Below are 11,247 nucleotides of genomic sequence, written 5' to 3'. Positions count from 1 at the left end.
ATATGAATAACAAATATGTCCAGCAATTCAAAAAAGGCTCTCTGGAAATGATACTTTTATGCCTAATCGGACGCAAGGAGACTTATGGATATGAAATTATAACTGAATTGAACAATAGTGCGTCTGTTTTGGGATATGCGAAAGAGGGAACCATTTACCCCATTTTGTATCGTTTGCAGGAAGCAGAACTAATCAAATGCCGATTGGCTCCGGCTGCGGCAAATGGCGGCTCAAAAAAGTATTATTCTTTAACGGATAAAGGCAGGAATGTACTTGATGAACTAATCTTATTTTGGTCAAGCTATGAAAACTGCGTAAACGGCTTTATAGAAAGTTATCAACAAGCGAGGGTATCCAAATGAAAGAACAATATATCAAACAGGTTGAAAAGGAACTATCTTTACCACGCAAAATGAAAAAAGAGGTTGTACGTGACTTGAATGAAGTTTTTGCGTCTGCTATGGAGCATGGAGAAACAGAGCAGCAGATTATCCAGCGTTTGGGGACGCCAAAAGAATTTGCAGACAGCACCGCAGAACAGTTTGGCATTGATAACACCAAATCGAAAAAAAGGAACGGTATCATTTCTACTCTTGCTGCGCTTGTTATCGCGGCTGCTGCCTTTTCGGTATATGCTGTTACACAATCAGGAAAAGTACCAGAAGGAGCAATCGGACAAGCCGACGCGACAACAAATATACAGATTGAGGGCGCGTTTGCCTTTGATATTTCGCAAATCCTTTTGGCTATTGGGTTTGCAGCAACAGCTATTGCTCTTTTGTTAATTATCCGAACCATACACAAAAACAGGAGGTAACCAATGAAGAAATATATTTCTGTATTCACAATCATGATTATGATTTTTTTGGCTGCGTGTTCTAATCAAAATACCTCATCTACACCGACAAGCAATGAGAACAATACGCAATCTAATAGTGTTACAAAATTGGACGAGGGTGTTTGGCCTGAGAATGAGTACACAGAGGGGCTTCCTGTTGCGCCTGGTACGGTTGCATGGGCTACACTTGATACAGAACATGAGAATTGTAATATCAACCTTACCGGTATTAGCGAAAACGACTATAACGAGTATATGGAGCTTTTGAACCAAGAAGGCTTTTCCGTAATTGAAAATGTGTCAGAGGAAATCGAGGGAGAAAACTATGTTTCTATCGGGACACTTTTATCAAACGACGAAAAGTGGTTAAGTATCAGCTACATACCCAATAGTCTAACTATCTACATTTCCTTTGACAATAACTGAAAGAGATCACGGAATAGCAAAGCCAGCCGAGCCAGTCAACGGTCAAGATGAACGGCGCAAGCGCCGCCGTTGACAGCCCCGCCCGCCTTTGCAGATAGGCAATCAAGGGACGACAGCAAGGAGTGCTGCCGCCCACAGTATTATCAGAGAGGGAGAATTCTATGAGAAATCGGATTGTAAAAGTGACAGAAGTTGTAGTCAGAAGCGCTTTTTACATCATCTCAAACTATGTATTTGTTAGCATGGGACTATCATTTCATACTCAATGGATTTCAATTCTATTTTTGCTTTCAATGGTATGGTCTACTATTGATTACGGAAAGTCCATAAATGAAATAATCGAAAAAAAGGTAATTGCTGAAATACTATGTATATGTTGCATTGCACTGAGTATAGCGATGGCATATTTTGTGGGATATATTCAAGGAGCATTCGTTTCCCTCTGAAAAAACAGGGCCACAACTTTCCGCTTAATATATCAGTATGGAACAAGTTATCAAAAAGTCATGAATGCTCGTAGCTCACCGGCCCGGCCAGCAAAAGCAGTAAATCTGAAATTGATTTACTGCTTTTTTGCTCAATAGACTCTTAAATCATCTGAAAATATTTCAACGCATCCCTGATCGCCGCTTCCTTCTCCGGCGGACATTTTGGCACTTTGGCATCTTCCTTCTTTGACAGGTTATAATTTTGCCCCACATCCAGCCCGCACTTGCGCTTTATCTGTGAGATGTACAGGGAAGATACCTTCAAACCGGTATGCTCCAACACATACGCCTTGATCTGCTCATAAGTCGCGCCCTTCTGGAAGCCGGACATATCCATATCTTCCAGCGAGAACTCCACCCGCACCTTCTTTGAGTCGATTTCTCCCTTGGAAAGCAAAACAACCGTCTCAGCTTGCGTTTTCCTGTTCGTCAAGAATGCGCCAGCCGTCCATCAGGTCTGAATTTTCCATAATAAAGGTGTGGGCGGTATCCTGTCCCCACGAGTTGTCGTATTTCAGCATCAGATAATCGCTCAACTCGGTTCGATTTTTGAACTTCAGCAAGCGATACGGCTCCTGAAAAGCGACCTTTTCGACGAAATATACCGCATCCGATGTGGGAAGCATAACGCCGACATGACCGATCATAAGAGAATTGTCCGTTTCAGAGAACTGATCGTGCAGAACCACGGAGACGAGACGGATCTTATCATCTTCCACGAAGGAGAGACCGCGTTTCTTCCATTCCTGCTGAATCGTTTTCAAATGGGTAGGAATATCGGTCGTATTGGTGGTTTTAACCGGGGCGAACAGCGCATCAAACTTTTGCCGTTCGTCGCCGCAAAGGGATTCCGGGTCAGAATCCAGTGTTTCATAGTCCATAAACAGGGTGTCCTCGGCTGAGTCAAGGTCTGCCTTGCCCGTGACAGTGATAAAATCACCGAACAGCCCACAAGCGGTAATCCGACAGTTCCAGCCGGGGAAGGTATCGTATTTTTCCGTCCATGCGTCCTGCATGGAGTAAGGATCGTATTTCAGATCCAAAGGCTTGGCGTTTTCAAAACCTGTGGTGAGCCATGCCGGGTCCACAGCATTGTTGAACTTTTGCACATGATCAAAGAAGGTCTGTATCCGTAGGTCAGATACGCCGGCATCCTGCAAAAGCTTGGAAAGAAGAGCCTGTGTATCCGAATCTGCCAAATTGGAGTATTCGATCTGCTGAAGGACAGGCTGAGAAGTTTTTTGAGTGCAGCCCACTGCCAGAAACGCACTGCAAAAAAGTGCAGCGGTGCAGACAAGAAAAGTTCGACGTTTCAAAAATGGTCACCTCGTTGTGTTTTTCGGAAAGTTTCTTTGAGTTCCGGAGTCTCAACCATAAGCGAAGAGAGCAATGGTGGAGATTTCGTAACGAATGGTATCACAGATAAACAAAGAAAATCAATGACTTCTGTCGTATTTGACCATATATAATGTTGAAGTATCCATATCCCATACGGCTAACGCCCATTTGGGGAAAGACAATGCGGCAGTTTTCTGAACGATTTTCTTCATGTCGGACACAACAGGAGTATACCCAAGTTGAAATAAGAATTTTCCGTTTTTTCCGAATGGAAGGTTCAAATCGCTTTCCAGATAGACGGAGGATACCAACTTGCGAAGCGCGGCACGGCGATTTCGGCCAACCTCGTTTCCGCCGCCTTGATGGAATCGCCCATGGCATGATAGCGTTCTGTCGCCGCCGCTGCTCGTTCCCACAGTTCGTCGGCACTGCTGATCTTCTGCTCCTTGCCCTTCGCCGCCGTGTGCTTGCCACGCTTCACCTCGTAGCCCTGCTGTATCAGCTTTTGAAGAAAAACTTCAAAGTCCTTCGGCTGCTCTGCAAGGATGGTGTCGATGATTCCGCACAGGCGGTCACGGTTGCTTTCTCTCGGCGGGTAAACGATCGAGTTGCGCCGAGCACACAAAGTAATCTCTCCAACCCTACAGCTCAGTTTCCACCGCAAGCTGCTCCTGCTTTTCTTTTTCGTCAGCGATTTGGACATCAACATCTTCGCGCATCTTTTTCAGAAGTGCAAGGACTCGCTTGATTTGATCCTTGGTGTTTTCCACCCTGCTCTGTGCCTGATTGATGTGATCCAGAACCGCCCAGTCTGCAAAGAGGCCGTCAAAGAAGAAATCTGCAAATTTCAGAAAGCTGTCCACCGTAACCTGAAGGTCTGCGGTGATCTCAACATCGGCAAGCTCAGTTTTGAACCGCCGCAGTTCCACTTGGAGCTGTTCGATTTGTTCCTGTGCATCGTCCAGTTCCTCATACTTGGCAAGATCGGCCATCAAACCGCCGCCCATTACGTCCCATGTGCTCCAGCCCTCGGCATTGTCGAGGGTTTCCAGAACTTCATTGACCGTATGCAGGGCGGTCTTTCCGGCGTTGATAGCTTCCAGCAGCTCCCGCTTTTGAACTTTCAAAGCGGCAATACGGCTTTCGCTTTCCGCAACCTGCTGTGCGGCAGGGTGGGCAGATGCTTTGATGCTTTTGATTTTTTCGGAAAGAGCAGCTTGATACTGCCTTTCGCAATCGGACAGCCGTGCCAGTCTATTTTGAATCTGATCCAAGTCGGCATCAACGGAAGAAAGGTCATGGAGAGCAGCATCGTACTTAACACGGGCTGCATAGGCTTCCTGCCGTTCCTTGTCCAGCTTCTCATCCATCTTTCCGATGACCTGATAGAAAAATGCGGCAAGGCTGTGTCCCTCCAGACGGTTCACGTCAGCCTGTTCCGCCAGCTTGGATTTTTCCAGCTTTTTCAGGCGATCAGCAAGCGTATCTCTCTGGGCGGTCAGTTCTTTCTGTTTTGCTTCGCAGCTTTTCTTTTCAGCGACCTGCTGCCAAAGTTCTTTCAACGTAGAATCACTCATATGGAATGTCCTTTCCCGGCATTACGTTTCTTCGTTCAGAAGCTGGTTCAAAAAATGCTGCCGATTATTTACAAATGTTTTGGTGATAACGTAGCTGTCCGTATCTTCATACTGACAAGGATGAATCGTGCCATTGTCGAAGCTAAAAATCTCAGCATCAGGCATTCCGAGGAGAATGGGTGAATGTGATACGATAATGAATTGCGCCCCTTCTTGGGCACACCGATAAATGTTGATCAGTAACGTGAGCTGCCGCTGCGGGGATAAAGCGGCTTCCGGCTCGTCAAAAATATAGACTCCATCTGCACCCATGTAGTCCTGCGCAATGGCGAGGAAACTTTCACCGTGTGATTTTTGGTGATAGCCTTTGGAGGGATGATCGTCATCGGAATAGTCGATTTCCTTGGTGGCTACATTATAGAAACTCTCTGCTCGGAGAAAATACCCGAACTTTGGTCTGCGATACCCCTTGGAAATCGTCATAGCCTCACATAGTTCCGAATGGGAGTTGTATGTGGAAAATGAATAGTTCTTCGTTCCACCCTCTGCGTTGAAGCCGTAAGCAACAGCGATTGCTTCCAGAAGCGTAGATTTTCCACTTCCATTTTCGCCAACAAAGAACGTAATGGGCTTATGGAATGTAAAAGTGTCGATTCCACTGATGGCAGGAATCTGACGAACATAATTGTATGGGCGAACTCTGTTCCAGTCGATGGTCAGCCCTTGGATAAACAAATCGTTCATACAGCACTCCATACTATATAATGTAAGAAACACTTAGCTCCGCTCAAACCCAAGATAGCGGGTGCCCTGAAAACTCAGCTTTCCGATGTCGCCCTGCACGAGCAGACCATAATCGCTTCCGTCCACTTCAAATTCCATCCGGTCGCCGCTCTCCACCTGAAAAGTCACATAGTACGATGTAAATGTGCTAGTGTCGTATCCGTGCGCACCGGACATATCTCCGGCATTGGCACTGCTGGAATGCGAAACATCGGTGCGCTTTGCTACCACTGTTGCCGGAACGGTAAGCCGCGGCGAGTGGTTGTTTTTGTTCCATGTGCGGAGATTTGAAATTAGAGCAAAGAAAAACATTCCAATAAAAAGCAGGAACAGGATTGGGAAAATGAAGCTGAATATAGCGTCAAACCATCCAAAAAACATTTTACTCCTCCAAAATTTCTTCCAGCAGGTCTTTTACATCGTTCAGAAAAGATTCTTCTCCGAGGGTGTTCACCTTGAAGAACACCGCTTGACTGCCTCCTGCGGTGATGGCAGACAGCCGAACCGGACTGTCCGCATTCTGGAACATGGTCAGTGTCAGACTCAGGCGGTTGCCGCCCATCATGCTGTACCGTTCAAATACACGGACACTGCACCGGGCATCGCCCTCTTTGAAATCACTGCCTGCCTCTAAATCTGCCGACCAACTGCTGTCTGGGATTTCTTGTTCCAGCTTCCGAAGCAGTTTGTCAAAGTTTTTGTTTCGGATGGTCTTTTCAAAGATTGCCATAATGGTTCCTCCGTTCTGACAATTAAAAATCGGTCCCTTATTTTTGATACGAGCAGAGCCACAGGAAAATTGCGGAGAAATCGCTTGAAGAGAGGAATTTTGTCTAATTTGATTATAGCATATCTTTTGGAAGAACAAAATACTTTATGTACGCCGCCCGCAGGCGGCAATAATCAGTCCGGGGGAAATTCCAGCTCGGCAAACTCCGCATCAGTCAGCAGTTTCAGTTTTTCGATGACTTGTTTCGTGGATAAGCCCCAGCCGGGTGCCGGTGTTGTAGAACATGGAGATAATGCTCAGTCATCTCGGTGTCGGCATGGCCTACATTGCCTCCATGGGCTGGATCTTGTTTATGCAGAAAAAGGGCCTTTGGCAGCAGCTGATCCACGCAGCCGCCGGATGTGAAAAGCTCTTCTTCACACTGGGTGGTTTAGTGTTGATGATGAGCCTGCACATTTTTTCCATTCATGCTAACCATCTACGATTATTTCCTCAATGGGTCGTTTTGCATTTTATGCCATGCAAAAGGCAGAATCAGATATAAAAAGTTCTTTCGTATGTAAAAGTCTTCAAAAACAACTTGAAACACTTTTGTTGCAATGGTACAATAATAATGTTATTTTATGGAAGCTCGGCGCAAAGCCCATGCGGACAGGCTGCGGGTGTGTGGATTTCTATGGGATGTGTAAGAATAGCTAGGGCAGCACTGCGCTACTGCACTTTCCGATAATGTGAGGGAGGTATATTTATATGATGAAAAAGATCTCCCGCCGCTCTTTTTTGCAGGTCTGCGGCATTACGGCAGCCACGGCGGCGTTGACTGCCTGCGGCGGCGGTAAGACCGAAACGGCGAAAAAAGACGATGCGCACGAAGCCATTACCTTTATGGCACCTTATAAGGAGATAGAAGCCTTTATTGAGCAGGTACACAGCGTTTACCCGGAAGTGAACATCGAGGTCGTGCCCTACAGCGGCGATAACACCACCACCTGTTTGCAGAATATGTTTGCGGCGGGCGACCTGCCGGACGTCTGCACCTTGACCTACTACGACCCCCGGATCGATCTGGTCTCCGACAAACTGCTGGACCTTTCCGGCTACGATTTTACGGATAACTATGTGGAGTCCCGTCTGCAGGACGTGTTCGACAACGGTGCCATCTACCTGCTGCCCTCGACCTACAACTGCTACGGCATCACCTACAACAAGACCCTGCTGAAAAAATACGGCTGGGAGCTGCCCAATTCTTTCGCTGAGCTGGAAGAACTGGCTGCAAAGGCCAAGAAAGCAGAGGTCGATCTCTGTCTGCCGCAGATCCAGTATCCGGGCTATGGTTTCCAGTATCTGTGCAACATTGCGGACGCCGATTTCCTCGGCACACTGGACGGCAGGCTGTGGCAGCGGGATTATCTGTCCGGTAAGGCGAATGTCAGCAATACCCCCGGCATGATGCAGGCGATGGCCTATGTCCAGAAGTGGAAGGACATCGGGATGCTGAACGACACCGGCGACGCTCTTGACGACAATGTGACCCGGCAGAGGATGACCGAGGGCAACACCCTGTTTCTGATGGGCGGCACCAACGGCATCGTGGAGGCAGACGGCAACGCCGATAAATACGGGCTGATGCCGTTTCTCTCGGAGGACGGCACCCAGAACGTTTTTGTGCTGAATGTGAACCGCTTCTACGGTCTGAATAAAAAGCTGGAGCAGGACCCCCAGAAGCTGGAAGATGCGCTCAAGGTGATGCGTGTGCTTTCCACCGTTGCAGGCACCAGCGCTCTGCAGCCCGCAACGGCGCTGAAAAGCAGCCTGCTGCCCTTCAAGGACGCAAAAGCGGACGGCACCTACTATGCCGACATCGCCGATGCCCTGAATGCAGGCAACACCGCGCCCTTTATCTATTCCGGCTGGGAAAACACCATCGTGACCACTGGCCTTAAAATGCTGGACTTCATGAAGGGCAATGCCACCATGGAGGATGTGATCCGTCAGCTGGACGAGGATCAGGATAGTGTGGTGAACAACACCCCGGATACCATCACTACCGTTACGGAGGAGCTTTCGCAGGAGGACTGTGCCATGCTGGTAGGCCGCTGCTTTGCACAGGCTACCGGCAGCGACCTTGCGCTGGTGTCGCTGAGCACATGGATCCCCGGCAACCCCACCGATCAGAACCATCACGGCGTAGCGGCCAAGCTGTATGCCAAGGGCATTACGGATTACGACCTTTCGGTGATCCTGCCCACCGGCTGGAACCGCACCATCCAAACCGTTACCCTGACCGGGCAGCAGATCAACGACCTGCTGGCCACGGGCTACGATGCCTACGGCAACGGCAAGGGCTACCCCTATGTGCTGGTAAGCCCGGTGCAGCCGGATGCGGGCAAGACCTATCAGGTTGCCATCTGCGGTGTGAGCGACCAGTTGGCTGCGGAGACCACGGTCACAGACAGCGGCGTGGTGGGCATGGATGCTGCAAAAGCCTTCTTTGGTGCATACACCACCATCAGCCGGGCAGACACTGCATGGAGCTGAACAGAACGGACAGGAGATACCGGATGTGAACAACAAACTATATAAAAAGCTGCTTTGGGGCACCGGCTTTGTCATTGTTGCGGTCATCCTGACCCTTTTTATCATGAGCCAGACCTACATCCAGAACCTTGTCTACCATGAGCGGCTGAACCAGATGGAAGAGGTCACCCACCAGATGTTCCGCAGTCTGGAGGATGTGATCGACACCCACTGGGACGAGGTGAATGTACAATGCAATTATTTGTACTACACTCCGTTAAAGACCGATACCGAGTTCTATCGCTATCTGAAAAAGCTGTCGGAGCTTTCCAATTACCATGAAAGACAGATCGAACTGATTGCCGTGGACTCTGCCGGACATTACTATACCGAGAATGGCGGCATGGGGCTGCTAAGGGAAATGAACTATCTGGCAGACTCTCCGCAGTGGGTCAGCTATGTTTCCAACTCGCTGACCGTGGACGACTCCCGGATGGTGTTCCTGGAACAGCTCTCCACCCCCATCACACTGCAAAGCGGAGAAAAAGAGATCACCCTGCGCTACTTTGGCATTTCGCAGAGCATGACCCAGCTGAACGATTATTTCCGCTGTGATGCCTACGAAAATAACAACAGCGTCTATGTGCTGGATGACGATGGTTTCAAGCTGTTCAACGCCAACGATACCGAACTGCTGAAGGGACACAATGTATACACCGTGCTATCCTGGATGTCCTATCTGCACGGCTCTTCCTTTGCGGTGGCAAAGGAGCGGCTTGACCGCACAGGCTCCTGCTATTCCAACGCCGTGCTGGACGGGACCGAGTATTTCTACGCCCTGAAGCAGATGGAAAACGCTCAGTGGACACTGGCGTTCCTTGTTCCGGCAAAATATGTGGCCGTGAATACGCAGAAGCTGGTCAGCATCGTCATGATCATCATCATCGTCATTGCAATGGTGTTCTCGGTCATAACAGTTTTCGTCGGCTGGTTTCTCCTGCGGCAAAAGCAGCAGCAGGAGCTGCAGGCAGAAAAAGAAGCGAACCTCCGTCTGGAGCAATACAACATCCATCTGACGCAGGTAAACGATGAGCTGCGGCAGGCACAGGACATTGCCGCAGAGGCGTTACAGTCCGCCGAGCGCGCCAGCAAGGCTAAGACGGACTTCCTTGCCAACATGAGCCACGATATCCGCACCCCCATGAACGCCATCATCGGCATTACCACGCTGATGAAAAACGAGCTGCACCAGCCGGAAAAGCTGGCCGAACATCTGGACAAGCTGGAAAATTCCGGCCAGCTGCTGCTGGGCATCATAAACGATATTCTGGACATGAGCCGCATCGAGAGCGGCAAGACCACCCTGAATGTGGAAAAAATGAATCTGCCCCAGCAGATCAGCCAGCTGGACAGCATCATCCGCCAGCAGGCAGGCCAGCGCCGCCAGACCTTTACGGTAAACACCCATCTGCAGCACGAAAACGTGCTGGCAGACCCCAACCGTCTGAATCAGGTGCTGATGAATATTCTCTCCAACGCAGTCAAGTATACGCCCACCGGCGGGCATATCCGGTTTGAGGTGGACGAGCTGCCCCGAAACGAGCACTACGCCCGATACCGCTTTGTGGTGCAGGATGACGGCATTGGCATGAGCGAGGCCTACCAGAAGACCCTTTTTGACCCCTTTACCCGCGAGGAACGCTCCGGCACCAACAAGGTGCAGGGCACCGGCCTTGGTATGGCCATCACCAAGAACATCGTGGACCTGATGGGCGGCTCTATCAATGTGGAGAGTACCACCGGCAAGGGCACTCGCTTTGAGGTGGTGCTGGAATTTCCCGTTGATGCCGAAGCAGATACGGTGCCAGAGGCACAGGTGCTCCCGGAGGAAGAGGAAGAAACTTCTCCTCTGTCCGGCATGAAGTTCCTCTGCGCCGAGGATAACGCCATCAACGCCGAAATTCTGGAAATGCTGCTGGAAGCCAATGGCGCAAGCTGCACCATCTGCTCCAACGGTCAGGAAATCGTGGATGCCTTTGCCAGCGTAAAGCCCGGCGAGTACGACATGATCCTGATGGATGTGCAGATGCCTGTGATGGACGGCTTGGAAGCCACCCGCCGCATCCGCAGCGGTGAAAACCCGCTGGGCAGGATCATTCCCATCCTTGCCATGACCGCCAATGCCTTCCTTGAGGATATGCAGAAGAGCAGGGAAGCCGGCATGGACGAGCACCTGTCCAAACCTGTGGATATCGCTGCGCTGGAGCAGACGGTAAAACGCTTCCGTGTTATCCCCCCGAAAATAAATAGCGGACAAGCGCGTTTCTGCAGAGGAAGCACACAAACGATGTGAATGATGCAGGAGAAGATTAGAACGTGAATACACTTTCCGAGATCGAGGAATATTACAAAGCGCGTGAGCAGCAGCTTTTGGAAAAACTTCATCAACAGGAACCCGCTTCTGCTGCAATGCCTGACGGATATCCAAGCTGCCCTGAAAGAAGAATTACAGCAGCATAACTGAGCTGCGGATGCAATCAAAACAGGAGT

At 49.6% G+C, this 11,247-nt stretch carries 12 protein-coding genes and 2 pseudogenes; 7 read left to right on the top strand and 7 right to left on the bottom strand.

Features of this window, described 5'->3' with window-relative positions:
• Positions 1–2 precede the first annotated feature (2 nt).
• From ACGHUK_RS07515 to ACGHUK_RS07505, 3 genes are read left to right on the top strand one after another with little or no spacing between them, the layout of a single operon-like run.
• The gene (locus ACGHUK_RS07515) at positions 3–362 is read left to right on the top strand and encodes a PadR family transcriptional regulator (protein WP_015534245.1); all 360 of its coding nucleotides are present in this window, start codon (positions 3–5) and stop codon (positions 360–362) included.
• A complete protein-coding gene (locus ACGHUK_RS07510) occupies positions 359–817 on the top strand; it encodes a DUF1700 domain-containing protein (protein ID WP_015537323.1) in 459 nt (152 codons plus the stop codon). Before ACGHUK_RS07515 ends, ACGHUK_RS07510 begins: the two co-directional genes overlap by 4 nt.
• A 3-nt stretch (positions 818–820) precedes the next feature.
• A complete protein-coding gene (locus ACGHUK_RS07505; RefSeq protein ID WP_015534247.1) occupies positions 821–1,264 on the top strand; it encodes a hypothetical protein in 444 nt (147 codons plus the stop codon).
• A gap of 588 nt (positions 1,265–1,852) precedes the next feature.
• Here the strand turns inward: ACGHUK_RS07505 and ACGHUK_RS07500 are convergent.
• From ACGHUK_RS07500 to ACGHUK_RS07470, 7 genes and pseudogenes are all read right to left on the bottom strand, one after another.
• A pseudogene (locus tag ACGHUK_RS07500) lies at positions 1,853–2,161 on the bottom strand (23S rRNA (uracil(1939)-C(5))-methyltransferase RlmD); the annotation flags it as partial.
• On the bottom strand, positions 2,160–3,068 hold the full coding sequence (locus ACGHUK_RS07495) for a DUF4300 family protein (RefSeq protein ID WP_390573912.1): 909 nt from the start codon (positions 3,066–3,068) through the stop codon (positions 2,160–2,162). The gene ACGHUK_RS07495 and the pseudogene ACGHUK_RS07500, both read right to left, overlap by 2 nt.
• Before the next feature lie 347 nt (positions 3,069–3,415).
• Positions 3,416–3,706: pseudogene (locus tag ACGHUK_RS07490) on the bottom strand (relaxase); the annotation flags it as partial.
• Positions 3,707–3,731: 25 nt separating this feature from the next.
• Positions 3,732–4,667 (bottom strand): hypothetical protein, encoded by a 936-nt coding sequence (locus ACGHUK_RS07485; RefSeq protein WP_390573910.1) that lies wholly within the window; start codon positions 4,665–4,667, stop codon positions 3,732–3,734.
• A gap of 21 nt (positions 4,668–4,688) precedes the next feature.
• The gene (locus ACGHUK_RS07480) at positions 4,689–5,411 is read right to left on the bottom strand and encodes an AAA family ATPase (RefSeq protein WP_005921747.1); all 723 of its coding nucleotides are present in this window, start codon (positions 5,409–5,411) and stop codon (positions 4,689–4,691) included.
• Between the two features lie 33 nt (positions 5,412–5,444).
• Entirely contained in the window at positions 5,445–5,831 is a 387-nt protein-coding gene (locus ACGHUK_RS07475; RefSeq protein WP_015536783.1) for a DUF2500 domain-containing protein, read from the bottom strand.
• 1 nt (position 5,832) lies between these two features.
• A complete protein-coding gene (locus tag ACGHUK_RS07470; protein ID WP_337679106.1) occupies positions 5,833–6,180 on the bottom strand; it encodes a DUF6054 family protein in 348 nt (115 codons plus the stop codon).
• Positions 6,181–6,463: 283 nt separating this feature from the next.
• Between ACGHUK_RS07470 and ACGHUK_RS07465 the strand changes: the two genes are divergently transcribed.
• The 4 genes from ACGHUK_RS07465 to ACGHUK_RS07450 all read left to right on the top strand — a co-directional run bounded on the left by ACGHUK_RS07465 (position 6,464) and on the right by ACGHUK_RS07450 (position 11,217).
• On the top strand, positions 6,464–6,724 hold the full coding sequence (locus ACGHUK_RS07465; RefSeq protein ID WP_390573907.1) for a hypothetical protein: 261 nt from the start codon (positions 6,464–6,466) through the stop codon (positions 6,722–6,724).
• A gap of 206 nt (positions 6,725–6,930) precedes the next feature.
• Entirely contained in the window at positions 6,931–8,718 is a 1,788-nt protein-coding gene (locus ACGHUK_RS07460) for an extracellular solute-binding protein (protein WP_337679105.1), read from the top strand.
• A gap of 25 nt (positions 8,719–8,743) precedes the next feature.
• Positions 8,744–11,050 carry a hybrid sensor histidine kinase/response regulator gene (locus ACGHUK_RS07455; protein WP_390573904.1) on the top strand — a complete coding sequence of 769 codons (2,307 nt, stop codon included), beginning with the start codon at positions 8,744–8,746 and terminating at the stop codon, positions 11,048–11,050.
• A 23-nt stretch (positions 11,051–11,073) separates the two neighbouring features.
• Positions 11,074–11,217 (top strand): hypothetical protein, encoded by a 144-nt coding sequence (locus ACGHUK_RS07450; RefSeq protein ID WP_390573902.1) that lies wholly within the window; start codon positions 11,074–11,076, stop codon positions 11,215–11,217.
• The last annotated feature ends 30 nt before the right edge of the window (positions 11,218–11,247 follow it).

Origin of the sequence: Faecalibacterium sp. i25-0019-C1, from assembly GCF_042854225.1 — a bacterium.
Taxonomy (GTDB): domain Bacteria; phylum Bacillota; class Clostridia; order Oscillospirales; family Ruminococcaceae; genus Faecalibacterium; species Faecalibacterium taiwanense.
Note: the sequence above shows the minus strand (reverse complement) of the source record. Positions and strands in the feature narration are given on the sequence as shown.

Excerpts from the sequence above, each read along its gene's own strand:
- ACGHUK_RS07515 (WP_015534245.1), top strand. The coding sequence starts at position 3 with ATGAATAACAAATATGTCCAGCAATTCAAAAAAGGCTCTCTGGAAATG.
- ACGHUK_RS07510 (WP_015537323.1), top strand. The coding sequence starts at position 359 with ATGAAAGAACAATATATCAAACAGGTTGAAAAGGAACTATCTTTACCA.
- ACGHUK_RS07505 (WP_015534247.1), top strand. The coding sequence starts at position 821 with ATGAAGAAATATATTTCTGTATTCACAATCATGATTATGATTTTTTTG.
- ACGHUK_RS07485 (WP_390573910.1), bottom strand. The coding sequence starts at position 4,667 with ATGAGTGATTCTACGTTGAAAGAACTTTGGCAGCAGGTCGCTGAAAAG.
- ACGHUK_RS07480 (WP_005921747.1), bottom strand. The coding sequence starts at position 5,411 with ATGAACGATTTGTTTATCCAAGGGCTGACCATCGACTGGAACAGAGTT.
- ACGHUK_RS07475 (WP_015536783.1), bottom strand. The coding sequence starts at position 5,831 with ATGTTTTTTGGATGGTTTGACGCTATATTCAGCTTCATTTTCCCAATC.
- ACGHUK_RS07470 (WP_337679106.1), bottom strand. The coding sequence starts at position 6,180 with ATGGCAATCTTTGAAAAGACCATCCGAAACAAAAACTTTGACAAACTG.
- ACGHUK_RS07465 (WP_390573907.1), top strand. The coding sequence starts at position 6,464 with ATGGAGATAATGCTCAGTCATCTCGGTGTCGGCATGGCCTACATTGCC.
- ACGHUK_RS07460 (WP_337679105.1), top strand. The coding sequence starts at position 6,931 with ATGATGAAAAAGATCTCCCGCCGCTCTTTTTTGCAGGTCTGCGGCATT.